Origin of the sequence: Aquibacillus saliphilus (assembly GCF_020404745.1) — a bacterium.
In the GTDB taxonomy this organism is placed as follows: Bacteria; Bacillota; Bacilli; order Bacillales; family Amphibacillaceae; genus Aquibacillus; species Aquibacillus saliphilus.
Map to the genome: position 1 here is coordinate 1 of NZ_JAIZAP010000009.1, position 25,579 is coordinate 25,579.

A 25,579-nucleotide genomic window follows, 5' to 3' on the forward strand; every position below is an offset into this window, starting at 1 on the left:
TCCCATCATTTTAAATGAGTAAGATCCCTCAGAGACGATGAGGTTGATAGGTTCGAGGTGGAAGCGTGGTGACACGTGTAGCTGACGAATACTAATAGATCGAGGACTTAACTAAAATTATAAAGCGTAGACGACCGGTTAAATCCGACTGGATAAGTAAGACCACGTAAAGGCTGGTTTTTAGCCTTGGAGAGGGATTGCTTATAACAGCGAGGATTTGGGAGTCGAAGCTAGAATGATAAAGCGTAAAAATTGATGTCTTGTTCTTCTTATCTAGTTTTGAAGGTGCATAGCCTTTAAATAACAGGAAGTTTCATACCTGTTGGTCTAGTGGCAATAGCGGAGAGGTCACACCTGTTCCCATGCCGAACACAGTAGTTAAGCTCTCCAGCGCCCATGGTAGTTGGGGCTTTGCCCCTGCGAGAGTAGGACGCCGCTAGGCAAGTTTTTAGCCTGTAAGGGATTTTCCCTTACAGGCTATTTTTGTAGTTAAAGTTCACTTCAGAGGTGAAAACATGAAAAACATATCATAATACACACGGAGGGAAATCAAGTCATGTTCAGCCAAAGACAAAAAATGGTATAATGTTTCTATAATTATTAACGAAAGGTGTGATGTCTTATGGTATATAAACTAAATAAAGTTGGAAAAGCAGTAAGTAGAAAAATATTTATGCTAAGGAGATGTCACATTGTAAACTGAAGAAATTGCAATCAGAGGATGTAAACATATCGTCTTTAGAACCTCACATGTTCCACCGAATCGAACCTCACATAATGTAGATAATATCCCTTCGATACAACGGAGAGTATTGGAATGAAGTGATTGTTTCATTAGAACAGTTACTTTTTCAATGAAGGATGCATGAGTGAAACATGGCGTCTGATTTCATTAAGTATAGAAAGGAAAATTTGAAATGGGAATTTTCGATGCACATTTTCATATTATTGATTTCAACTTTCCGATTATCGAAAACCATGGATATACACCACCAAGCTACGCTGTAACAGATTATCAAAATGAAACAGCTAATTTTAATGTATTAGGAGGAGCGATTGTATCTGGGTCTTTCCAAGGATTTGATCAAGCTTATTTATTGAAAGCACTTAAACAATTGGGTCCAGCATTTTGTGGAGTTACACAATTGCCGTTTACTGTGACTGATGATGAAATTATAAGCTTGCATAATAACGGAGTAAGGGGGTTACGGTTTAATATTAAACGAGGCGGTTCTGAAGATTTATCGAAGCTCGATTACTTTGCAAGAAGAGTTTATGATTTGGTTGGGTGGCATAGTGAACTTTACATTGATGCAAAAGATTTACCCGAAATTACATCAACCATTGAAAAATTGCCTGCCATATCCATTGACCATTTAGGATTATCAGAAGAGGGACTACCTCATTTATTAAAGCTTGTTGATAGAGGTATTAGAGTTAAAGCTACTGGTTTTGGCCGAATAGAATTGAATATCGAGAATGCTTTAAAATTAATTTATGCTATTAATCCAGACGCTCTTATGTTCGGAACAGACTTACCATCTACAAGGGCGAAAAGACCTTTTGAGTATGCCGACCTCGAATTATTTCAACGTCTATTTGGGGAAAAAGCCACCGACAAAATTTTGTATATAAATGCTTTAAACTGGTATTTCAAATAATTTAGTTGCAATTGAAATTTCTGGAGTTTGTGGGTGAGTACAGTAAAACTACCGGGAGCAATTACTAAAATAACAGTTTTAGTAATTATAACTATAAAGGACATAAATCTTCTAGCTTCTTCGAAGAAAGCAACGGTCGTTGACTAAGAAATTAAACGGAAACTATTTGTAATTAATAAGAAGGAGGACGAAAAGTGAAAAAGCTTTTTTGTTTAATCATTTTATTATTTACCCTTTTGTTATCTGGATGCGGTTCTGATGCTCCAGGAGACTATAGTTTTTCCTTAATAGAAGAAAAAAATGGTATCGAAGTAACACTAGATCATGTTGAAGAACATGCAAACAACCATTATGCAGTTACGGCTATTCACTACTTAATCACTAATAATACCGAGCAAAATGTCACAATCAATATTGACTTTAATAATGAAGAAATTGACGATACAGAATCCTCGAATTATTTACAAGATGGAAAAGGAAACTATTATTCAGTAATGAGCACAGGTGCTACTCTACTGGATGATAAAGAAAAGGATATAGAAGAAACTGATACAGATAGTAAACCGATAGATAGTCACTTTATAGAGATACCATCAAAGACTGAAGAATTACAAGCTAATATTGATTATCAAGTAATTGGATTAGATAGTTTTGAAACACAAGTATCAGTAGCCTTTCCAAACGGTGAAAATGTTCCATTTATATTCAGTGGAGAACTTAATGAACAAAACTTAATAGAAGAATAACGTTTAAAATTCAGATGTTTATGTGGGATTTTATTATTTTTTTTAAACCATCGCCCTTCATTTAACATCTGAATATTAGAAAGAAAAATGGCTTGGATATATTTCTCCAAGCCATTTTTTACTGTGAAAATACTGTTTAGCACGTCTCTAGTGAACCCGGTAGCAATAGTAAAGATGTTTTTTTCTTTTAAAAGCTTCCTGTTTGCTTAATAGTTCACATTGTCATACGATAGACTTATTTGATTTAATAGATTAGGAGTTGAAAGCATTGAAAGGACTGTTTGAGAATAAATGGTCGGTGATTGGGATAGCTGTATTTTGCTCTATTTTATGGGGAAGTGCATTTCCTGTACTTAAAGTGAGTTATCAAGAACTGCAGATGGCTCCAGATGATATAATTGCTAAGATTGTCTTTGCGGGCTTGCGTTTTTTACTAGCAGGCATCATTGTGTTGGCTCTTTTATTAATTATAAGTCCGAAAAGAATCTTAGTTACCCGTAGGCAGTTTTTAGTTTTAGTGATACTAGGTGTTATCCAGACGACTATTTTATATTTTTTCTTTTATAATGGATTGGCAAAAGTATCTGGCATGCAAGGGGCTATTTTGTCTTCAAGTGGAACATTCTTCACCGTCATTCTTGCTCATTATTTTTATAAAAATGATCGATTGAATTGGAAGAAAACAGTTGGTCTGGTTGCAGGATTTGCAGGAATTGCTGTTGCCAACTGGGGGGAGGGACTCCACCTGAATTTTCAATGGGACGGAGAAGGATTTATGATTATGACTGGTATCATAAATGCAGTCGCAACGATTATGGCAAAAGAGTTAGCAACAGGAATACATCCATTTGCCGTTACCGGTTGGCAACTAAGTATAGGTGCTTCGATAATGCTACTGATTGGTGTGCCACAAATAAGTGATAATGCAATCGTATTTACTCCATTTGGTTTTGGACTATTAATTTATTCTGCAATACTTTCAGCTGCTGCATTCGGGCTTTGGTATTCTTTATTAAAATATAACCATGCAGGCGAAATAAGTATGTATAAGTTTATTGTTCCCATTGCTGGTACCATATTATCATCAATCTTTATTCCAGGGGAAAATTTGAATGTATTTATTATTGCAGCTGTCGCGATGGTTGCCATTGGTATTCTTGCGGTTAATTATAAAGGAAGAAAAATAGCTTCTGACAAGAACAAGCAAGTGAAAATTGAACAGTCATGATGCAGGAACAAAGGTCAAGTGATAGTGAGTGTACTAAATGAATAATTTAGTAAAATAGGTAATGGAGGTGTTTGTTATTCATCAAGATAAACAGGAATCTACGTTACATAATCCAACAGGCAAACAGCGAATCGGATTGGTTTTTCTACTCGCCATGCTTTGCATGTTGGGTCCATTTAATATTGATATGTATTTACCAAGCTTTCCAGATATTGCTGATGATTTGGGCGCTCGTGCGTCACTCGTACAGCTCAGTTTGACTGCCTGTTTAATTGGACTTGCAATGGGGCAAATGGTTATTGGTCCAATTAGTGATGCGAAGGGGAGAAGAAAGCCTATATTGGTATTCATTAGCTTATTCGCTATAGCTTCGCTTCTCTGTGCATTTGCACCAAATATTACCATGTTAGTAATCGCACGATTTTTACAAGGATTCACTGCTTCAGCAGGTGTTGTTCTATCCCGTGCTGTTGTCCGTGATGTGTTTAGTGGAAGAGACCTTACCAAATTTTTTGCGCTTTTAATGATGATCAATGCAACTGCCCCGATGATTGCACCAATCAGTGGTGGAGCAATCTTGCTTTTGCCATTTGCAACATGGCATACGGTTTTCTTCTTTTTATTTTTTCTCGGACTGATCATTGTTTTAACCGTTTTTTTCAACTTAAAGGAAACATTACCGAAAGAAAAACGAATACCAAGCTCGATTGGAAGTTCCGTTCGAACGATGGGAAGTCTATTTTTGGACCGTTCTTTTATTGGGTATGCGATCGTAGTTGCTTTTGTTCAGGGAGGAACATTTGCGTATGTAGCTGGAACTCCATTCGTTTACCAGAATATTTATCAGGTATCCCCGCAAGTATTTAGCATTTTATTTGGGATTAATGGTCTTGCAATTATTTTAGGAAGTGGAGTAGTTGGCCGTTTAAGTGATATTATTAAAGAACGAACCTTACTTCGCGCTGGAGTGATTATTTCTCTTAGTTCGAACACATTACTTCTGATTATGACAATTATTAAAGGTCCACTAGTGATGCTTGTAATTCCAATATTCATTCACCTGTTCACGATAGGAATCATCCTAACAAGTACTTTTACGATAGCGATGAAACACCAGGGTGGTCGAGCAGGGAGTGCGAGTGCGGTATTAGGTATGCTTCCATTATTAGTCGGATCAATCATTGCTCCGCTTGTTGGAATTAACGAGACTACCGCTATACCAATGGGAGCAGCATTATTTAGTACTTCATTAATTGGTTTCATTGCTTTCTTTACACTAACAAAGGAAGAAAAGAGCGAGGAAAAACAAGAAAAGGAAGCTTTGGATGGCTAAGCAGGCATTATAGATACTATTTTTGTAATGTCTAAGAACAAAAGGGAGGAGTCCTCCTTTTTGTTCAAACATATTATTTTAAAAATGTGAGCGCTTTATTAGATGAATAGTTAAAAAGCTTAGAGCGTTACGCTTTTTTATTCGAAAGGAGTGACAAAGTGCCAATCAAATTATGGGAGGACAATGTCCCGAGCCAAATTAATGTAGAAGATTCACCAACAATTACGCCATATCTTGTTGATACAGACGGTGTTAAAACGAGCGCAGTTATTATCTGTCCAGGTGGAGCCTATGCAAGAAAAGCGGACCATGAAGGAGAGCCAGTTGCTAAATGGCTAAATTCACTGGGTATTTCCGCTTTTGTTCTGGACTACCGTGTTGCACCAAATAAATACCCGAGTTCACTTCAAGATGTAAAACGAGCGATTCGTTATGTTCGGGCACACGCGATAGATTGGGCTATCGATCAGGACCGAATCGGTATCCTTGGATTTTCTGCAGGTGGTCATTTAGCTTCAACGGCAGGTACTCAGTATGATTTTGGAGATCCAAAAGCAAAGGATCCGGTTGAAAGGATAAGTTCACGGCCAGATTTGATGATTTTGTGTTATCCCGTAATTACAATGATGAAACCTTACTGTCATCAGGGATCTGTATCAAACCTATTAGGAGAAAACCCATCTGCAGATTTAATAGAATCTTTGTCTAATCATTTACATATAAACAAAGATACACCGCCTACATTTTTATGGCATACTGCTGATGATCAATCTGTTCCGGTTGAAAATAGCTTCATGTTTGCCAGCGCACTAAGACAACATCAGATTCCATTTGATTTACATGTCTTTGAACAAGGTGTTCATGGTTTGGGGCTAGCGGATGAGAATCAGCATGTGAGGAGTTGGCAATCTCAATGTTTACTTTGGCTCCAAAAACACAATTTTGCTTAAGATATCAAGGGACCAACTTATGGAATTATTTTTAGTTATTTGTTGGTAACCCTCGTGGTTATTTGCAGGAGTATTATTCACTTTGTTGAAATCCTTATGTAACAAAGTAACAGAAAATAATAGGATGAGGAGAGATTGCATGGAAGCTAATGAAATAACTAAACCAACAACTATGTGTGATTCATCAGGAAATTTATTAGAAAGTAGTATTGGATGGGCAAGGCATCCTCATATTCAGTGTAATTTATCTGGTCATTACTTAAGAAAGAAAAAGTGGAATTATTGGTGTGTAATGACTAAAGACTTTTTATTTTCAGTAACAGTATCTGATTTGGATTATGCGGCTGTTTTGTTTGTTTATGTGTTAGATATACCAACGCTTAAATTTCAGGAGAAGACAGTGCTTGTCCCTTTTGGAAAAGGATGTCACATGCCTGAGGAAGTAAATGCTTCAATTAATTTCAAAGGTAAGCAGTTGTCCATTTCTCTAGAAGAAAAAGGAGATTCGACTCGTATTCAGGTTAACTGTCCTCACTTCGATGGGAAAAATCAATCTCTTGTAGCTGATGTCACTGTTTACCGTCCTAAGGGACATGAAACATTAAATGTTGTTGTTCCGTGGAGCAAGAAACGATTTCAGTTCACTTCTAAACAAACAGCGTTGCCTGCGACAGGAGTTGTAAATTGGAGCGGACAGGAATACACGCTAAACAGAGAAGAAGCATTTGGGTGTTTAGACTTTGGTCGTGGAGTATGGCCATATCGTTCTACATGGAATTGGGCAGCGGGATCAGGAATTGTTAATGATAGAAAGATAGGCTTAAATTTTGGTGGGCAATGGACAAATGGAACTGGCCAAAACGAAAATGGGATTGTGGTTGATGGGAAACTTAGTAAGATCCATGAAGACATCGTTTGGGAGTATGATTCAAGTAATTACATGAAGCCATGGACGTTGACAACGGAATTATCAGATCGCGTATCCCTTAGTTTTCAGCCTCTATTTGAAAGAAATGCAACTACGAATGCAATTATTATTCAGTCAACCGTTCATCAAGTAATAGGGAAATTTAATGGTCATGTCGTAACAGACGATGGAGAACGAATGGAGATTGATTCCGTGTTTGGCTGGGCTGAAGACCATAAAGCAAGCTGGTGAAGAGATTAAAATCGTGTTCCTTATCCCTAATTAGGAGAGCATATTGACTAAGGTTATCCAGTAGGTATTTCAACAAAAAAAGATGGCTAGATAAGAACATGAGGTGATTAACTTGGGCTTTACTGTAAAAGAGGTATTATCTGAAGGGAAAAAAGGTGATTCTCTGTTAAATGAGGACTTATATGTACTAACTGATCATTTTATTGCTGTGATTGATGGTGCTACTAATGTATCAGGTAAAAGGATAGCTGATAAAACACCTGGGAGGTTCGCGGCAGAAATAATTAAGGACACAATCGAAGGTTTAACAGCAGAAACTACTCTAGAAAAAATGATTTCCCATATAAATGAAAATCTGCAGATAGCTTTTCTGAAATATAATTTAATAAATGAAATAGCAGAAAAGAAGTGGATGGCGCCATCTGCTAGTTTGGTTGTCTATAGTCATTATTATAACGAAGTATGGCAAGTAGGGGACTGCCAATTAATGATTGATGGACAAGTCTATAAAAATGATAAAGAATTGGATACTATTACTGGCAATGCTAGATCACTTTATCTAGAAGGAGAAATAAAAAAAGGAAAAACAATTGAACAACTAATTGAACATGATACAGGCTGGGAATTTATTAGGCCGTTAATTCAACAACAATACTTTATGCAAAACGATAGTCAAAACCAATATGGATATGATGTCATTAATGGTTTTAATGTAGACTTGAACCGCGTGAAAATTACAAAAGTCCAGGTCAATGCATGTGAGATAATTCTTGCTTCTGATGGTTATCCATTTTTAAAAGGTACACTATTAGAATCTGAAAATGCCTTATCTAGCTTGTTAAATGATGACCCACTATGTTTTAGGGTGTATAAATCGGCCAAAGGATTAGTGAAAGGGAATAAGTCCTTTGATGATCGAACCTTTGTGAAGTTTAAAATTAATAATGCATAAAATAGACCGCCTATTTACCCGTTAAGTTAAGTCAGTTTGGTCAACTATTTAGTAAATTACAGTTCCGATATATAAGTGTTTTATGTAGTCTTCTTCTTCAACTGTCGGGTTGCGATACTTTAATAAGGCGAATGCAACCTTGTTTCACTAACCACGTAGTTTTGTTGAATACAAGTATTAAAAGGAGATATTTTGTGAGAAAAATATGGTTTCCGTTATTATCATCAGTTGGGACAATGGCTCTATTATATTGGATTGGAAGTATATTTAATTTATCTCTTTTTAAGTTTTCATTTGTTCTAAACGAACCGTTAGAAAATGGGTTGATTTTTGATGCAAATATTGCAATACTTCCTTTTGCTATCGGCTTAATAGTTGGATTTATTGTGGAACGTATAGTTAAAATCAGAAGCAAGTAATTGACTAACGAGCTACAATGAAAAGAAAGAGATAAAGTGAAGAAAAAAATGGAAATAAATAAGTTCAAATTTTGCTGAAGGTGTTACTCCACTAACGGTTGCTTATCTTGAACAGGGATATAGCCCTTCTTGTGCTAAAGCAGCAGTATAATTGATTAAAAAACATAAATGTATTAGGAGCAGTCAGATGCTTAAATTAGTATGTTTTGGGGACAGTATTACGGCTAGAAAAGAAGGATTGGATACGTCTATCCTAACAACAAAGTTAGCTAAGCAAGTGGACGGCTTTGAAGTTATAAATGCTGGTGTATCAGGAGATAACACTATCGATGCTATATCTAGAATTGAGAATGATGTAATTAAACATAATCCTGATCTAGTAACAGTATTGTTTGGTGCTAATGATGCAGCAGTTCATAAAATAGTGGATTTGGAAACTTATAAAAATAACATTTATAAAATCACTCAAATGATTAAGCCTGAAAGAACAATTTTAATTTCTCCAGCCCCAGTTGATGAAAAGGTACAATTTGCAAGAACCAATGAAGTCTTATTCGGTTATGCTTCAACGGTTAAACAAGTGGCAGTTGATACTGGAAGTCCTTTCATCGATTTTTTTTCTGAAATGAGTGCTTTGGATGACTATACTCAAATACTAAAAGGGATAAGAAACGATGGACTTCATTTTGGAGACAAGGGTTATGATTTTCTTGTTCGTTTATTAGTAGAGAAAATTAGAGAAGTTTGTTATTAACCTAACAGGCGCTTTAACAAAACAAGAGGAACGTAGGATTTATTAAGGTGACGTTCTTCTCTTTTTGGGAAAATAAAAGGAAATGACTGAATTTTATGATAGTTTTTGATAAAAGTGGTGTTTCCAAATACTTAAAAATACTAAGTTAGGACGATTATGATTGAAAAAACATGCAAAAAAGATTCGTTTAATAGGATGGATAATAGCCATTATTCTAGGGTTTCTTGTATGGCAATATCCAGAAAAAACTTCTTTCATAACGATTAATCCTGGAGGAATTATTGTCGTGTTAATTGTTTTTTACTTAGGTTTATACGGGTTACCAAGTTCAAAAAAATCTAAAGATAAGAATAATGAATAAGTAAACAGGTGCAGTTTTTCTTATTGCACTAATGGGGGGTTTTCCTTGAAAAATTTGTATAAAGGGACTATTTTATAAAACTAATTTTGAATTAATCTAGGGTGGCTAAGTATGTACATTGATATCATTTTGAACAGGGTTTTAGATAAATTGAATCTTAAAAACATAAAGCAGGACCATATAACGAGAATTGGTGAAGGTGCCTGGCATACAGTTTATAAGTTAGACAGAATAGATAACGATGACCTTGTCCTAAGAATCAAAAAGAAAAGAGCTTATGGCGAAATACAACACTTTGATGAAAATGAGTTAATTACCGAGTACGAATCTACTAGGGCTTATTACAAGCAAGCCAATAAAAGTTTTCAAAATATCTGTCCTACGTATTTTAAATATTTTATAGAACGTGACTTAGTTTTTACAGCAGAAACCTATATGGGAAATGGACAAGAATTATCGTTGCTGAAACAAATTGAAGCATTTGCTTATGGAAAAAAATTAGGTCAATCCTTTAATCAAATACACAGAAATAAGCCAGAAATAAAAGGCTTTGGAGATTTACACTGGAATGGGAAGTACTTAAGTGGAGGAAATCATCAAAAAATTCAACAAATATGGGAAAAGGATAATAACAGTTACCTTAAGGTCTTAGATTCCTTATATGTTTCTAAATTGAATTTTAATAGGGAAATAGTTAGTGAAAAAGTGAAAAACTTGATTGAGAATAGAAGGAAATACGTTCAAACAATATCATTAGTAAATCAAGATATAACACCAGAAAATTTAATAGTAAGTTTTGATAGAGTATCAATAATTGACCCTTTACCGAAGTTAGATTTTGATTTAAAATACGCAGCTTATTTTGTTTTTTGCTACCAATTTCTCTTACCTTCATACTCAAATTCACCAAGATACTTAAATAATGCCTACGAGGAAAAAAGAAGCATTCTAAATGAAATTGCTGTGGGTTTTAAACAAGGTTACTTCTACAATTGCAATAGTGATGAACATAGAGTACAACTAAAAAGATTAAAGGATGAATATATTTTATGGATGTTACTCGAAACATTTGAGCATTATGAAGTCTTAAACAAAACTCAGCAGAGCGATAAGGTGTCACAGCAAATGGGGAGTAAAGAAGTTATCAGAGACAGGTTAGATTTATGCTTAGATGAGTTAGAAATATTATGTTCTTAATTTATAATAAATTAAGGAAACTAAAGGTTTCTTTATTGATTGTGACTATTTTCACTTAAATAAAAGGGTACGAGAGTTGAATAGGGATAGAGTAATGCTTATTCAATATTAACGCAGAATTGTTTAAGAATGAAAGCTAATATATAAATGAAAGCTAATATATATAAGGAGTGTTTTTTATTAAAGCAATTATTTTTGATTTTGATGGAACCTTAGCCAATACCTTACCGATTTGTTATGTAGCGTTTCAGAGTGTTTTCAAAGAGTTTGATAACAAGGACCTTTCCTCCGATGATATTATAGCAATGTTCGGACCTTCAGAAACTGGAATTATCATAGAAAATTTAAAAAATAAAAATAAGGAAAATGCAATAGAATTATACTATGAAAAATATTTGGAAGATCACGAACAATTAGTAAAACCAAATAGTGAAATCACAGAAATGATAAGGTATTTAAAAGAAAAAGGTATTAAAATGGGAATTGTAACTGGTAAAGCGAGGAGAAGTTTAGATATTTCTTTAAAGGCACTTCATATGGATAATTTCTTTGAAATTATCATAACAGGTGATGATGTTATCCATCCAAAACCTCATCCAGAAGGAGTGGTTAAAGCATTAAATCTATTGGAAGTGGAAAGAAATGATTGTATGTTTATTGGTGACAGTGATGCTGATATTGAAGCAGGACTGAAAGCAAATGTAACGACTGCGGGAGTACAGTGGTTGCCTGACTATCAACCAAGTGAATTTTTAGTCAAACCAAATTATATTTTTGAAAGCGTTACAGGTTTTAAAAAGTATTTAGAAAAAGGTGACCAAAGTGAGTTATAAATGGTTAGAATGGGCAAAGAAGATTCAAGCACTATCACAATCAGGGCTATCATTTTCAAACGATATCTATGATATTGAAAGGTATGAAGAGCTGAGAAAAATTAGTTCTGAAATAATGGAGCAATATACAGATTTAGAAATGGAAAAAATAACGGGGTTGTTTACAAACGAAACAGGTTATCAAACTCCTAAAGTAGATATTCGTGGAGCTGTTTTTACTGACGACAAAATTTTAATGGTACGAGAAAATAGTGATGATAAGTGGTCATTACCTGGTGGCTTTTGTGATATTGGTTTGTCACCTTCTGAAAATATAATGAAAGAGGTAAAAGAGGAATCGGGTTATGATGTAACTGCCAAAAAATTAGTTGCGTTGTTAGATATGAATCAACATTCTCATCCACCTCAACCTTATCATTATTACAAAATATTTATTCAATGCGAATTAACAGGTGGACAGGCGGATACTGGTCTGGAAACCAAAGATGTAAGGTTTTTTTCTGAAAATAATCTTCCTAAACTATCAACTGGTAGAAATACAGAAGAACAAATAAATATGCTTTTTGATTATTTTCGAAATCCAAATAAAGCATCAATATTCGATTAGTTTTAAATATATTTTCACATTTTGTGAATGGATACACTTAAACCAGTGGGCTGCTATTATTTAATAAATAAATTTAAAGGAACAGGATTTTTGTTCAGAACTAACAAGATATACGGAGCGAGCATTTTTACTGTTTTACGCGTAATATTCCGATAACCATATTCAGATATTGGAATTGAGGAAAGGAAGGATAGGTAATGATTAAACCACGTGCCTTAAAAGAAGGTGATCGGGTAGCGATTATTGCACCAGCTGGACCGCCAGACAAAGAGCAGCTGATACAGGGAAAACGTGTACTTGAAAAAATGGGGCTTGATGTCGTCTTTGGACGAAACGTGTTCGATGTAGAGGAGGATCTTGTCAATTTGGATCAAAAGCGGCTTACTGATTTGCACGAGTCCTTTTTCGACCATGCTATACGCGGGGTTTTTTGTGCTAATGGAGGATTCGGAACAGCTAGAATTGCTCCCATGATTGATTATGCAAAGATACAGAGAAATCCTAAGATATTTTGGGGGTATAGCGATATTACATATCTGCTAAATGCAATTCAAAACTTCAGTGACTTGGTTACTTTCCACGGACCGATGGTGGCATCCGATCTGAATGACGAAGATAGAACAATGGAGACAGAATCCTCATTTTTTTCTTTATTCACGGGAGAAACTTCAATCTATGACTCTAGCAATTCGCCCCTCAACACGCTAGCTTGTGGCACAGGGGAAGGACGTTTAGTGGGAGGGAATCTAACTTTACTCACCAATGGTTTGGGAACACCTTATCAAGTGAATACGAACGGAGCCATCCTACTAATCGAGGATGTTGAAGAACCTGCGTTTAGGATTAACTTGATGCTTACTCACCTCGAACAAGCGGGGGTGTTCGATGCTGTCAAAGGTGTGGTCATTGGTAATTTTCAAGTGGAACCAGACGAATATGCGAGATTAGAAAAAGTGCTTCAAGATTTCTTCGCTTGTGCGTCTTTCCCTGTTGTTGCGAATTTTTACATCGGACATTGCCAACCTAATTATGGCGTGCCGCTGGGAGTAAACGCAAAACTCACAACGTCTCCGCCTCGATTGGCGATTGATTCAGGCGTAATGTGAATCTTAAGTATTGAGTATTGAAGTTCTAGATTAAAAGTATTTTTATGAATAGAGGCTATTGTTAAAGAAGAATTTGTTAAACGGAATCAGTGTTCCAACCAGCCTGAAACACGTTTATACAAGTATGGGGTGAACAGTTTAGCTAACGGGATTTATGTCTCACGGGTGCTTCGTTCTACCCCGACTACCGTAATCATAAGACCATATGAAAAAAGGTCAATCAGAAAAATCTGGCTAAGCTTTTATTACGAACGTAGCAGGTTTGTTCAATAAGAAATCACAAGAGAAAGAGCATTTACTGTAAATCAAGAATAGACGTATGAATGTCTCATAAAAATAATGCGAAAAACTGAGACGAAGTACATTAGTATGATTGCACGGTATAATATAAAAATATATGGAGGAATAGTTATGTGGGTAATATTAGGGGCTATTGCAATAGTAGTAACTTTTATAAATCTTTATATGTATGCAGCAGGAAAGGATTATAAGCTCGCTATGGCGTTAGGATTATCATTTACAGCATTAACACTTTGTGCAGAATACAGTCTTGTATCAGAGTGGGTAAAAAGGGAAGATTGGTCAGCTTTAGGGGAAGTACCTAATTTTGAAAGGGTATTATGGTTTTTGACAATTGTTTCTATCTTACTAAATATAGCACCTATACTTTTAGAACGAAAAGTTAAGAAATAATGACTTATTGTCACGCCATTTATATACTATGCAATTATTGTGTAAGTCTTTATATATAACTACAAGTTGAAGAACAGGGTTGCTACTGCAACTCCTTTTCTTATTGAACAAACAAGCAGTAGAGCTAAACAAGAATAATTAACTGAATATTGAAACATATTGGAGGATTATTTCGTATATATGCTTAAATGATTAAAATAAGGGGGAAGTATTTTGCTGAAATATATTGGTATTGGTGTATTCATAACCCTTGTTGCTTTAGTTATTGGGTCTCTTACAGGTGACTGGAACTTATTTTTGAAAATAGTAGGAGTAGCAGCACTTATTCCATTGTTAATATCAGGTTTACTAACAGGGGCTTTTGTAGATGGCGATAGAAATAGGGCTAATTATCACACTGAAAATAAAGAAGATAGACAACAAAAAAATAAATGGGTTATCAGGTTTTTACTAATCAGTACCCCAAACCTCGCTATACTAATTACTTTGGTAGTAATAGGCTTGATGCAAGGTTAAGTTATTTATTAAGGAGGAGGTTATAAATAGGAAAATAACTCCAATCATTTTATATTCTCTCATCGTTATCGCGGCGATCTTTTTTTTGAAAAAAAGTCTAATTGGAATATTATGATAAAATTATTCTAATGTATGTGAACTATGCACTTAAAGTAAAGTGGCAATAATGTTAAGAAGGATTCCAACTACGACGTCTAATATATAAACTCAACTTTTCTTTTTGATAAGGGAGTGACATGTCACTAAAGAAGCAAGTTAATTTAAGAGTGGAATTAACTTGTAAGAAAAGTTTGGAGGTTTTAATTTGAATAAAAAAAGATTGCTTAGCATTGCCTTTTGGATGGGAATACTTGTTATTAGTGTCCTTTATACTTTTTGGTCCGATATGTCTCAACAGAAGCAAAGAGAGAATTTTAAAAAGGATGTTATTTCATATTTGGAATATAATGGATTTTATGAAGAAGCGGATATAGAGGATGTAGTTGTTTTGAATCTCTACGAACAAATTGATATGGAAGACATTGAAGAGTATCAGGCTTTTGTTTTGTTTGAAGATGAAGCAAAGAAGATAAACATTTACTCTTATAAAAAGGACTCAAAGGAATTAATACAAATTAATATTAATAAACAGGTAATAAAACCATTAGAACAATTAGAATAATTGATTGTCTTCAACTATAAGGTGCGTTTTGAAGGTGATTATATAGAGGGAGGTAGTTTATGAGAAAAATTAGTTTCAGTTTTTTAATTCTGTTATTTGTACTTGTTGGTTGTAATCAACAGCCTGACTTTGACATTAGTACAATAAAAGGGAAAGCAGAAGACTACTTTAGACAATTAGATGAAATCGAAACAACAGCGGCATCATTTGATGGTAATAAAGATATTAAGTTTAGACTTATGGTTGAAGGAACACCAACAGAAGAGCAGGCAACGGTCTTGTTTAAAGAAATACTGGACAGTTTTAAGAAATACTCTAAACATCAAGAAATATGGGAATATTACAATGGTTATTTTGATATAAAGAATTACGATGATGGTGTAATTTATGATGCTTCCAAAGTTATAGATGAAGAATTAAAAGTAATATCTAAGTAAAAACAGTTCGTTTATTCGATGGCATTTTTAGGTGCTTACAATGAATTTGGAATAATAGCTTTTGAGGAATTGGACTAAATTTAAAGAGTGCAATAGTAAAACGAGCTGTTGCTGCGATTGTTGAATAAACGAGGCAGGATTGTTTCGTTTTTTTTTGAGGGTTTACCACAAATTCCGGACATATTTTTAGGTTGTTCGCTTTATAAGATGAAGCAGTTTTCGCTTGATAAAATGATGTACATATTTTCCAGTTAGAACCTGTCTTTCATATAGTGGATAGGGTTGAAAGAATTTGCAATCCAATTAATGCAATATTTTTAATTGAGAATAGTTATCAATTGCTGTATATTAAATAGTAACGATACATATAATTGAGTGAGGAGAATAGATAATGCAAATTTACTGGACTAAAATAAATAAGATTATTGAAGAAACGTCTGAGGTTAAAACGTATCTGCTCGACTGTCCGGAAGACTTTACATGGGAGGAAGGTTCCCACACCCACTTCGCACTGGAAGGCTTCAATGCCGGAGATAAACCAAATCGCAGCCTGATTCGCCATATGTCAATCTCGACGTTACCGCACGAAAATTCAATCGGTATCACAACACGCATCAGAGAGCAGTGCTCTCAGTTTAAGACGATTTTAAGAAATCTTGAGATTGGGAATGAAGTTGCACTATTTAAAACCCATTCGAATGTACCGCTTAAAAGAGAAGACAAAAATGTTTACCTGCTATCATCAGGTGTCGGCCTGGCAACTTTCAGACCGCTTGTACTTGATTATTTCGAACGTGCTGACAACGTGAATCAAATTCATTCCTTGAACATTGATTCATCAAAAGATTTCTTATTTACTAATATTTTCGAACCCGCACCTCACAAGAAGTTTACATCACAGTTCGTCGATAACCGTAAAGACTACTATGAAGAAGTGAAAAAACTTGCAGCAGACAAGGATGGACTTTTCTATATTGTCGGTAGCGATGAGTTCCTCGTTCATAACATTGAGATACTGCATGAGCAGGGTATTAAGCCAGAACAGATTATGCTCGACAAGCATGAAAACGTACTGCCTGAGTTTTTATCATCAATTTAAGCGAGACAAAATATTTTCTTGGTAAATACTATATAGATGTTACATAAACGGATGTTACAGTTCAACAACACAGATGTTTTAAAGAGCCAACATACACATTTTATTCATTAAAATGTGTATGTTGGCTCTTTGTTATTAACCTTTAGTGTATAAAATAATTTTTTAGGGAGAAATCGATTGATCCTTCTAGAAATCTCCGAATATGGAACAACACATTCAGTAGATGTAAATACACCCTAAATTAAAAAAATTGACACGTAGCTTTAATAACGAACATAAAGAATACGAATATTCCTTGTTTTACTGTAGGGTACAAAAGTTAAAGTCGATCTTTTTTTTATTTTATAGTTGAAAAATTTTCGATTACTATTTGGAATATTATGTTAACATTATACTGATGATATATGAACTTAAGTACGTAAAGTTAACTAGTTTAACAAGAATTAAGTTGTAAGTAATGAGGTGTTAGAAAAGTGGTGGAGTTGAAAGCAGAAACATCTGAAGTGATTATAGCAACGAGAAATACAAATGTATCAATAAAGAAATTATTAAAATATACTTCTGTAAGTATTGGATGTTTGTGTATATTCATTTTTATTGGATTTTGGACACTCGTACACGAAGAAAAGCTTACTAATGTTGAGGTGTTAGAGAAATTTACAGAAAAAAAGGTGAATACTGAATACTTCATAAAAATTGACGGAGTTAAATTATCAACTAACAGTAACGCTTGGGAGTTAGTTGAGGTAGGAGAAGTATATAATGTTGAATACAAATGGTCACATTCGCAATCAGCAGAAATGGAACATATTGAAAAAGCCGATTGATTTTTTTAGAAGGACAATCGTGTCTGTCTAATAGTACTCACTAGTTAGCGGAATTAAGAAAAATTTAATACGAGGGGGGAGTTAAAATGAAGTATTTATTCTTAATATTGTTAATAGGCTCATACTTATTGGCTTTTTCAATAAATTTAATACCATCAATCAAACATCCTGATTTGACTATCGGCATTTTCAACTTACTGGTAACGATATTGTTTATGGTCTTGTTACTACTGTACTCGGAAAAAGGAAGTAAGATCTTGAAGATTTTTTCAATATTCGGGGTCATATCAGGAGTAATTGTATTTGTCATCACAACATTTGAACACGATATGATTGGTAATGGTATTTTAGATGTAATAGTTTCAATACAGTATCCCTTCTATCTAATCTTTATAACACCTTTGTTTGGCGGTAATATTTTATTTGACCTAAGTTATGGGACATACTCATTGTTGATGTCACTGTTTTATGGAGTTGTAATCGGTTTAACAGTTTATTTTAAAAAGAACTAATTTTAGATTGTTTTAGATATTGTGCTAACGTGTTGAAATAATGGAACAAGCTGACGTTGCCATTGGTTGAACTAACATGGAAGTAGTTAATAAACATTGTTTGTTACTTAATTGGAGGAATAATATACCCAAATAATGAAACAAAAGATGAAGCCTCTAAGATAGTTGTTAATGAAGAATTGGTTTGGAATCTAATCGTGGAAGATAAAGATTATTTTGCAACGTATGGAGATAACTCAACTATAACAGTTTAATGAAAGAAGAGATAAATAGTTTGGGGTGTGTTATGAATATAAGAAAATCAATTCCAGATGATGCTAAAGGCGTTGCAAAAGTTCAAGTTGACAGTTGGAAAACCACATATGTGAATATTATTCCTGATGAGTATTTAAACCAAATGACGTATAAGAGCAGAGAACAAAAATGGAAAGACATAATCTCTAACCAAGCAGTATATGTTGCTGAAACTAATGATGGGGAAATTATTGGGTTCTCTAACGGCGGCACTGAAAGGTCAGGTGTATACCCTAAATACAAAGGTGAATTATATGCCATTTATATTTTAAAAACTCATCAAAGAAAGGGATTAGGTAAATTATTGCTTGAACCTATCATTGAAGAATTAAAACAAAAAAACATATTTTCTATGACGGTTTTAGTCTTAGAAGAAAACAGTTCTCGATTATTTTATGAGTCTCTTGGAGCAAAAAAGATTGATACTGTTGAGATAGAAATTTTAGGAAAAAAGCTAAATGAAATTGTTTATGGATGGGAAAATGTTAGAGCAATAATTTAATTGTGTTATTCAACTATTGAGTGGAAGAGTGAAAGGAAATCGCCAATCGCGGCGATTTTTAGGTATTTTTAAAGACCAATGGAATTTTATGTTAAAATAATTCTAATGATATGTGAACTTATGTACTTCAAGTAAAGCAACAGGTTAGTTAAAAAAGGGGGAGATTATTTGACTTCCAGATTGAAGTCTTTCTTTTCTGGTATTTTATATTGTTAGTTAAGTGAAGGAATTATCGATCATTTTGGTAAAACTACATAAGGGAAAGGGAACTTTCATTAATAAAGGAGAGCTATTATGAAAAATAACAAAAAAATAGTTACAGTAATGCTTAGCGCCTTATTGGTCATATTGGTTGCTTGTGACAACTCAACTAATGAGTTAAGTGCTAAATCGAACAACCAGTCATCAAATAACAGCTCGACTCAAAATGCAGATGATGTGCCAACTAATAAAGATTTAATAGATACTGATCAAGATACAACAGAAAACTCTTCACAAGGTCCTGACAACACCCATCTAAATGAGAAAGAAAATACTTCTAATGATACATCTACGGATTCAAAAAATGGAAAATCATTGGAGTTTAGTAATAGTGACAATGAAATTACTGAAAGTGAAAAAGAAGAATATCTCAAGAAACTTAATAAAATGGAAGAAGCAGATAGAACTTCAGAAGCTGGAACAACAATAGCAGAGTTGGAGGAGCAAGAGACGGGGAGATATAACAAATGGGATGAGGAACTGAACAAAATTTATAAAGTGTTGAAGGAACAACTTAATACAAAACAGATGGATAAATTAAGGGATGAACAACGAAACTGGATAAAACATAGAGATGAAGCAGCTAAAGAATCATCACTAAAATATAAAGGCGGTTCGACCGAATCATTAGAATATATAGCTATGCAAGCAAGTCTTACAAGAGAAAGATGCTACGTGTTAGTTGCAAAATATATGAAGTAAATTCTTAAATTAACGAGTTATACCAATTCATAAGGCGACGGTCATCTCTTTATATAAAGAATTATTGCGATTTTATGTTAAATTTAATTTGTGAATACCTGTACTTAAAAATTCGCAGTCGGAAGAAGATTTGCTTGCTTATACTAATGGTTAGGGGAATTAAATGATGAAAAAAATATTATTCACTTTATCATTGATAGTAAGTTTAATTCTGGGAGGATGTGCATCTAACATACAACCTAATTTAAAAGGTACTTATCAGAGTAATGTAGTAAACGGATATGTAGTTCAAGTAGCTTTTCAAACTGATGATAACAGCTTTGTTGAATATATTGATAATAGGGAAGTTGATAAGGGAACGTATGAAAAAAAACAAAAAAATGTATATAAACTAGAAAGTAATAAACAAAATTTTGAAATTACTTTAAATAATGAAAACTCATTTGAAATACTGATTGATAAACTTAATAATGGGAAACCAATTAAGGTGAAAAACATAGATGACATTCCAATATATTCTTCAACGAAATTTGATGATGTCAACGAATATAAAGCATTATTAAATAAAAATTAAAAATAATGTCTTTTCGGAAAGTTATGTTAAACGTTATTGTTGTTTTGCCCAAAATATAAGGAACCTTAAATTAGTAAGGTTCTCTATCTTAATTAGTAAATTATTTTTTAAGTTTTAGGATTGTTCTTTGCAATGGGACTCCTCCCATACTAACATTTCTCTCGATAAGAAGATAATTTTTTCCGTCTATCTTAAACCTGCTATTTCCTTTGTAATAGACTTCCTTACCTTCATTTTGAAGTTTGTTTTTAATAGCTTCTACATATTCTTTTTGATTGAAATAGCGTTCTTCGAAATCAATTGTTATATTTCCTTTCTTGTAACCCATTAACCAGTTAAATAAGAAAAGAGAACCGATACCTAAAATTATGAAAACAGTGATAGTTATATACATTTATATGCCCCCTTTATACGAAAATACGTATTACTCAATAAAAAGGTTTCATAAAACTCGACGGTCACTGGAAATAACAATTTGCTTATTTCTTTCGTGTAAAGTATATAAACGTCCCTGATGAACTCCTGCATGTGTCATGACAGACAGGTCATGACGATGGGATGAGTGGTGTAGAATAAAAATGCACCCTCTGAAATACGCTATACCAAACGACGGCGGTATCCAGCTCACAGGCTCTTGTAATGGGAGTGGAGGAACAGCCCCAAGACTAACGAGTCAAATGATTATTTACACAAGTTCATTGCACCGATCGGGTAGGAACGTGGGACTTCCACAGTGCGAGCTTTTGGATTAGGAAGTTGAGATACCTTTAAACGCTTACCTATAGCTATCAATAGGTAAACAAGGGATCGTCGATCACGGCGATCCTATTTTTTTATTTAAAGAGTAATTTGAATTTTATGATAAAATTAATATGTGAAAAGCTGTACTTAAATTAACTAGGCAGTTTAGTACAATAAGAATGAGATAATTTTAATCAATCTTGAATGGAAGAAAAAATGAGAAGACGTATTTGATTTTAATTATAAATCAAATGCGTTTTTTATTGCTTTTATTAAGTTGGAAAAAGAAATTAATTCAATAATAATTGGATTTTTCGTTCAATCATTATTGAATTAATTGTTTTGTTTCTGTATAATTTATTTCAACAAGAATATTTATGAGAGGTGATTTTATGGAAATTTTACAGGCGACGAGTAGAAAAAGAGAAACTTATGAAGTCCATTTTGCTTATTCTACTTTATGGGAATGTGCTCTTGGGATTGCCGCAATTACGAATTCACGATTACTTAAAACTTTAGAAAAACCAGCAAGTTATTGGAAAGAACTCAGAGGATCATTATCTGAAAATCTTAATCAGCATTTAGATTACGTTGAAAAAAATAATACTTGGAAAGCACTATTACAATTACTTCATCAACATGAAGGTAATACCCTGGATGAATTCTGCACTAGTGTCAATTTATTACAAGGTACAGAGTTTAAATTTGCTTGTTTACCTTATATCGGGGAAAAGTTTCAGCATATAAGGGAAAAAGCTGCAGCTGGAGAGGAAAGTGCTATTTTAGAATTAAAACAGACAACGAGTGACAATCCTTTTTTCCCTCAGTATATTGAGTTCATTAGTAAAACCGACACACAAAAAGTTAAAGCTCACCTAGTTGAGGTTATGACATTATGGTATGAAGCAGTGATAAGCCCAGATTTAGAACGGGTGAACCAAATTTTGAAAACCGATTACGAATCAAAAAAAATGATGAAAGAAAAGATATCTCCTGAAGAGCTTGTCCAGTGGGCAACGGGGGGAATAAACTATCTCCCTGAGCCTAGTGTTCATAAAGTTTTACTCATTCCACAGTATGTCTATCGTCCTTGGGTTATTGAAGCAGATAGTAAAGATACGAAAGTCTTCTACTACCCAGTAGCTAATGAAAGTCTCTCACCAAATGATAAATATATGCCAAATAACTTTTTAGTGCTCAAGCATAAGGCATTAGGAGAAGAGATTAGACTTCGAATAGTAAAATTGTTGTCGGAAAAAGATTATTCGTTACAGGAACTTACAGAACAGTTGAATATGGGCAAGACTACCATTCATCATCATTTGAAAATATTACGTGCAGCTAAATTGGTAGAAATAATTGAAGGAAAATATTCCTTAAAAGCAAATGTATTAGAACTCCTCTTCAAGGAACTCGAACAATATATAAAACAATCATGAAAAGAGAAGTCATGAATCCTTCTCTATTTAAAAACCGTTCGTTTGTATCTACATGGCTAGGAAATGGAATATCAGAACTTGGTGGAGCATTTGGTACCTTTTGTAATTCAATATTAATCTTTCAACTTACGGGATCGACTATGGCACTTGGAAGTATGTGGATTTTGTATTTTATACCATCACTGATTCTGCAACTTTTTATTGGTCCCTATATTGATCGTTGGAGTAGAAAATGGATAATGATACTCTCGCAATGGACAAGGGGGATCGTATTTGTCTTACCGTTAGCTGCATTACTATCAGGAAACCTTGAAGTTTGGCAAATTTATGCTGTTCAATGTGTAGTTGGGTTAATCACACCTTTTTATGTGCCTGCGAATCATTCAATCACGCCAACTATTGTAGAAAAAGACCAATTACAGTCAGCAAATGCATATATTGATGGAACAGTCCGTTTAATGACCTTTTTATCTCCACTAATAGCTGGAATAGTAATTGAGTATATTGGTGTTCATATTACCCTTATTTTTGTGAGTACTTTACTAATCATGAGTGGTTTTACATTACTTATTATTCAGGAAAACAGAAGTAACATAGAAGTAAGAAAAACATGGTTAGCCGATTTCATGGAAGGGATATCTTTTTTCTTCTCTCAAAAAATAATTGTTTGGTTAGGAGTCTTTTTAGCATTCGTTCAATTTGGAGTAGCAGTGACAATGGTTACAACTCTACCATACATTACGCAAGAATTAGCCGGGACATATGCTGAATATGGATATTTCATGGCTGGATTTCCTATTGGCTACATAGTAGGTGCTTTATTAGTAACACGAATTAAATATAAAAGCCGTAGATATCTCATGCTAGGTTCCCTTTTCATAGGGGGACTAACCTATATTGCACTATGCTTTAATTATAGTATCCCATTAGCAATAACAACAGAAACGATTGCAGGTATAGTAATGGCTATTTTTAGCATCCATAATACAACTATTATCCAAAAAATAGTCCCCAATGACCTGATGGGTAAGGTATTTTCAGTTCGTTTGCTAATTATAAGGGGCGTCATGCCGCTGGGAGTGCTTGTTGGTGGTGTATTAAGTGAAATGTTTGGTGTCAGACCATTGTATCTTTTGATTGGTTTATTAATTTGTATCGTTTCATTAGCAGGAATATGTTTACCATATTTTAAATTTATTGATGAAAAAAGCAGTCAAGAAAAAATGGTTTCTTGAGAGAGATACTTATTCAATAATAAAAATGTTTGAGAAATAATGCACTTAACAAACGGGTGTGTTAATTAAAGAAGGATTAACCACCTTTTTTGTTGAACTTAATAAGATAAAGCGACAGTTTAGTTGATCAAGAAAAGGGCATTTAGATGCTTTTGGGGTATTCGTAATTTAAAGTGGGTGGTTTTATGGATAAGCCTAAGTCTATTCCAGAACGAATACATATTATTGGCTCAATCGGAAAAACAACCATAGCGAAGGTTTTGTCTAATCAGTTAAACATTCAATATTATGAATTGGATAATGTAGTTTGGAAAAGGTTAGATACTGGAGATATTAAAAGAACTGAACAAGAAAGAGATGAGTATTTAAGTTCAATAATAACTTGTGAAAACTGGATTATTGAAGGGGTTCATCACAAATGGGTATCACCTTGCTTCGAACATGCTGATTTAATATTATTCTTAGATACTAATTTCTCTATAAGAAGGTTTAGGATAATTAAGAGATTTCTTAAGCAAAAAATAGGTATTGAAAAAGCGAACTATAAACCGACATTAAAAATTTTACAAGATTTATATAACTACAATACTGTATTTGAAAATAAGAGTAAGAAAAAAATAATTGTTATGCTTAGCCCTTATAAAAATAAATTCATAATTTTGAAAAATAATAATGAGATTACAAACTTATTCAAATAAAGGGTGCAATACTTTAAAAAGGGATCATCGATTTCGGTGAGCCTATTTTTGTATTTAAAGAGTAATTGGAATATTATGTTAAACTCAGAATGTGAACAGTTGTACTTAAATTAACACAGCAGATTAGTAGAACAAGCTGAGCAATCTTTCAATATGAGAGAGGTGATACAGTGAAAAAAATTCTATTGTTTATGTTGTTAATATCCATAATTTCTTTTTCTGGGTGTAGCTCTTCAGTCACACAAGGAGAGTTTGAGGATTTAGAATCAACAATTAGCAAAAAAATGGGTGAAGATATAGCAATCATTGAATTTGAAGACCTTGAATTATCTTTCTCAATGATTATGTATGACACAGAAGATAATATAAAAGAAGCTAGTTGGAATTATGATAAGTTCGATAATGAAAAAAAATTGTCTCTTACAGAAGAAGTAAAGAAGCAGCAAGAGAAAGAGTTTAATAGTGAGTTTTTATATGGACCATACGAGGGAGGAATTCCTCTAATTCGAACAGTTGTTATGAACAAAGAAGAAAATTTGTATAACTTTGAGGATGAAGAATTTAAGGAAGAACAAATAAATGAACAAACAGTTTACTATTATGAGCTGAAAAATAATCAAACACATCAGATAACCATTTTTGTGCCTTTAGATAGAATTGTATATGGCTCACGATTTGAATTAAGTACTGGCGACTTAAACAAAGAAACCACATTTGAATATATAGAAAAACTAATTGAAAAAACACAAGGAAAATAAACATTTTTACTAGGGTTTTCAAGGAACACGAAAAATTAACTTCAACTAAAAGGTGTTTATCTGAAATAATGAGTTGTCCCTTGTTCAGCTAAAGCAGTAGGTTTGTTGTATAAATAATGAAGGGGGAATTCGGTGGAATTTGTTAGAAAATATATCTACATTATATTTTTTGTTGCTTTATTTTTAAATTTTACTATTTGGGATTTTGTTGACAATAAGACGTTTAATTTCATAAAAAACACTCTCCAATCAGCATTTATGGTATTATTCTATATCCTTTTTAACTGGTTCATCAAATGGGCGTGGAATAGTAAAGATTATAAA

General features: G+C 33.6%; 29 protein-coding genes and 2 rRNA genes. 30 read left to right on the forward strand and 1 reads right to left on the reverse strand.

Features of this window, described 5'->3' with window-relative positions:
- From LD272_RS10410 to LD272_RS10535, 26 genes are all read left to right on the forward strand, one after another.
- A 23S ribosomal RNA gene (locus LD272_RS10410) occupies positions 1–115 on the forward strand; the annotation flags it as partial.
- 211 nt (positions 116–326) lie between these two features.
- Positions 327–442: ribosomal RNA gene (gene rrf, locus LD272_RS10415) — 5S ribosomal RNA — on the forward strand.
- A gap of 475 nt (positions 443–917) precedes the next feature.
- Positions 918–1,661: an amidohydrolase family protein gene (locus LD272_RS10420; protein ID WP_226036554.1), complete on the forward strand. Its 744-nt coding sequence runs from the start codon at positions 918–920 to the stop codon at positions 1,659–1,661.
- A gap of 194 nt (positions 1,662–1,855) precedes the next feature.
- Positions 1,856–2,407 carry a hypothetical protein gene (locus LD272_RS10425; protein WP_226036555.1) on the forward strand — a complete coding sequence of 184 codons (552 nt, stop codon included), beginning with the start codon at positions 1,856–1,858 and terminating at the stop codon, positions 2,405–2,407.
- A 268-nt stretch (positions 2,408–2,675) separates the two neighbouring features.
- Complete coding sequence (locus LD272_RS10430) at positions 2,676–3,635, forward strand: DMT family transporter (protein ID WP_226036556.1); 960 nt, start codon at positions 2,676–2,678, stop codon at positions 3,633–3,635.
- A 67-nt stretch (positions 3,636–3,702) separates the two neighbouring features.
- Positions 3,703–4,968, forward strand: coding sequence for a Bcr/CflA family efflux MFS transporter (locus LD272_RS10435; protein ID WP_226036557.1), 1,266 nt, complete (start codon positions 3,703–3,705; stop codon positions 4,966–4,968).
- A gap of 158 nt (positions 4,969–5,126) precedes the next feature.
- Positions 5,127–5,918: an alpha/beta hydrolase gene (locus tag LD272_RS10440; RefSeq protein ID WP_226036558.1), complete on the forward strand. Its 792-nt coding sequence runs from the start codon at positions 5,127–5,129 to the stop codon at positions 5,916–5,918.
- A 139-nt stretch (positions 5,919–6,057) separates the two neighbouring features.
- Positions 6,058–7,077, forward strand: a complete 1,020-nt coding sequence (locus LD272_RS10445; protein WP_226036559.1) for a DUF2804 domain-containing protein — start codon at positions 6,058–6,060, stop codon at positions 7,075–7,077.
- 112 nt (positions 7,078–7,189) lie between these two features.
- Positions 7,190–8,029: a hypothetical protein gene (locus LD272_RS10450; protein WP_226036560.1), complete on the forward strand. Its 840-nt coding sequence runs from the start codon at positions 7,190–7,192 to the stop codon at positions 8,027–8,029.
- Between the two features lie 194 nt (positions 8,030–8,223).
- Positions 8,224–8,448: a hypothetical protein gene (locus tag LD272_RS10455; protein WP_226036561.1), complete on the forward strand. Its 225-nt coding sequence runs from the start codon at positions 8,224–8,226 to the stop codon at positions 8,446–8,448.
- A 187-nt stretch (positions 8,449–8,635) separates the two neighbouring features.
- On the forward strand, positions 8,636–9,202 hold the full coding sequence (locus LD272_RS10460; protein WP_226036562.1) for an SGNH/GDSL hydrolase family protein: 567 nt from the start codon (positions 8,636–8,638) through the stop codon (positions 9,200–9,202).
- Positions 9,203–9,362: 160 nt separating this feature from the next.
- The gene (locus tag LD272_RS10465; RefSeq protein WP_226036563.1) at positions 9,363–9,563 is read left to right on the forward strand and encodes a hypothetical protein; all 201 of its coding nucleotides are present in this window, start codon (positions 9,363–9,365) and stop codon (positions 9,561–9,563) included.
- A 111-nt stretch (positions 9,564–9,674) separates the two neighbouring features.
- A complete protein-coding gene (locus LD272_RS10470) occupies positions 9,675–10,760 on the forward strand; it encodes a hypothetical protein (protein WP_226036564.1) in 1,086 nt (361 codons plus the stop codon).
- Between the two features lie 179 nt (positions 10,761–10,939).
- Positions 10,940–11,593 (forward strand): HAD family hydrolase, encoded by a 654-nt coding sequence (locus tag LD272_RS10475; protein ID WP_226036726.1) that lies wholly within the window; start codon positions 10,940–10,942, stop codon positions 11,591–11,593.
- Complete coding sequence (locus LD272_RS10480) at positions 11,583–12,200, forward strand: NUDIX hydrolase (RefSeq protein WP_226036565.1); 618 nt, start codon at positions 11,583–11,585, stop codon at positions 12,198–12,200. Before LD272_RS10475 ends, LD272_RS10480 begins: the two co-directional genes overlap by 11 nt.
- A gap of 197 nt (positions 12,201–12,397) precedes the next feature.
- Entirely contained in the window at positions 12,398–13,306 is a 909-nt protein-coding gene (locus LD272_RS10485) for a S66 peptidase family protein (RefSeq protein WP_226036566.1), read from the forward strand.
- Between the two features lie 411 nt (positions 13,307–13,717).
- Entirely contained in the window at positions 13,718–13,999 is a 282-nt protein-coding gene (locus LD272_RS10490) for a hypothetical protein (protein ID WP_226036567.1), read from the forward strand.
- Positions 14,000–14,212: 213 nt separating this feature from the next.
- Entirely contained in the window at positions 14,213–14,515 is a 303-nt protein-coding gene (locus LD272_RS10495; protein ID WP_226036568.1) for a DUF5316 domain-containing protein, read from the forward strand.
- Between the two features lie 304 nt (positions 14,516–14,819).
- Positions 14,820–15,176, forward strand: a complete 357-nt coding sequence (locus LD272_RS10500; protein ID WP_226036569.1) for a hypothetical protein — start codon at positions 14,820–14,822, stop codon at positions 15,174–15,176.
- Between the two features lie 59 nt (positions 15,177–15,235).
- Positions 15,236–15,613 carry an IolE/MocC family protein gene (locus tag LD272_RS10505; RefSeq protein WP_226036570.1) on the forward strand — a complete coding sequence of 126 codons (378 nt, stop codon included), beginning with the start codon at positions 15,236–15,238 and terminating at the stop codon, positions 15,611–15,613.
- Positions 15,614–16,004: 391 nt separating this feature from the next.
- The gene (locus LD272_RS10510) at positions 16,005–16,712 is read left to right on the forward strand and encodes a dihydropteridine reductase (protein WP_226036571.1); all 708 of its coding nucleotides are present in this window, start codon (positions 16,005–16,007) and stop codon (positions 16,710–16,712) included.
- 473 nt (positions 16,713–17,185) lie between these two features.
- Entirely contained in the window at positions 17,186–17,539 is a 354-nt protein-coding gene (locus LD272_RS10515; RefSeq protein ID WP_226036572.1) for a hypothetical protein, read from the forward strand.
- 86 nt (positions 17,540–17,625) lie between these two features.
- Complete coding sequence (locus LD272_RS10520) at positions 17,626–18,051, forward strand: hypothetical protein (protein WP_226036573.1); 426 nt, start codon at positions 17,626–17,628, stop codon at positions 18,049–18,051.
- A gap of 286 nt (positions 18,052–18,337) precedes the next feature.
- The gene (locus tag LD272_RS10525) at positions 18,338–18,847 is read left to right on the forward strand and encodes a GNAT family N-acetyltransferase (protein WP_226036574.1); all 510 of its coding nucleotides are present in this window, start codon (positions 18,338–18,340) and stop codon (positions 18,845–18,847) included.
- Between the two features lie 294 nt (positions 18,848–19,141).
- Complete coding sequence (locus LD272_RS10530; protein ID WP_226036575.1) at positions 19,142–19,810, forward strand: lysozyme inhibitor LprI family protein; 669 nt, start codon at positions 19,142–19,144, stop codon at positions 19,808–19,810.
- Positions 19,811–19,976: 166 nt separating this feature from the next.
- Positions 19,977–20,384: a hypothetical protein gene (locus tag LD272_RS10535; protein WP_226036576.1), complete on the forward strand. Its 408-nt coding sequence runs from the start codon at positions 19,977–19,979 to the stop codon at positions 20,382–20,384.
- Between the two features lie 100 nt (positions 20,385–20,484).
- On the opposite strand, the gene LD272_RS10540 is transcribed toward LD272_RS10535, so the two are convergent.
- On the reverse strand, positions 20,485–20,778 hold the full coding sequence (locus LD272_RS10540; protein WP_226036577.1) for a hypothetical protein: 294 nt from the start codon (positions 20,776–20,778) through the stop codon (positions 20,485–20,487).
- A 739-nt stretch (positions 20,779–21,517) separates the two neighbouring features.
- Between LD272_RS10540 and LD272_RS10545 the strand changes: the two genes are divergently transcribed.
- The 4 genes from LD272_RS10545 (at position 21,518) to LD272_RS10560 (ending at position 25,255) form a co-directional block, all read left to right on the forward strand.
- Entirely contained in the window at positions 21,518–22,564 is a 1,047-nt protein-coding gene (locus tag LD272_RS10545) for an ArsR/SmtB family transcription factor (RefSeq protein ID WP_226036578.1), read from the forward strand.
- Positions 22,565–22,575: 11 nt separating this feature from the next.
- Complete coding sequence (locus tag LD272_RS10550) at positions 22,576–23,799, forward strand: MFS transporter (protein ID WP_226036579.1); 1,224 nt, start codon at positions 22,576–22,578, stop codon at positions 23,797–23,799.
- 185 nt (positions 23,800–23,984) lie between these two features.
- Positions 23,985–24,497, forward strand: a complete 513-nt coding sequence (locus LD272_RS10555; RefSeq protein ID WP_226036580.1) for a P-loop NTPase family protein — start codon at positions 23,985–23,987, stop codon at positions 24,495–24,497.
- Between the two features lie 170 nt (positions 24,498–24,667).
- Positions 24,668–25,255 (forward strand): hypothetical protein, encoded by a 588-nt coding sequence (locus tag LD272_RS10560; RefSeq protein WP_226036581.1) that lies wholly within the window; start codon positions 24,668–24,670, stop codon positions 25,253–25,255.
- The last annotated feature ends 324 nt before the right edge of the window (positions 25,256–25,579 follow it).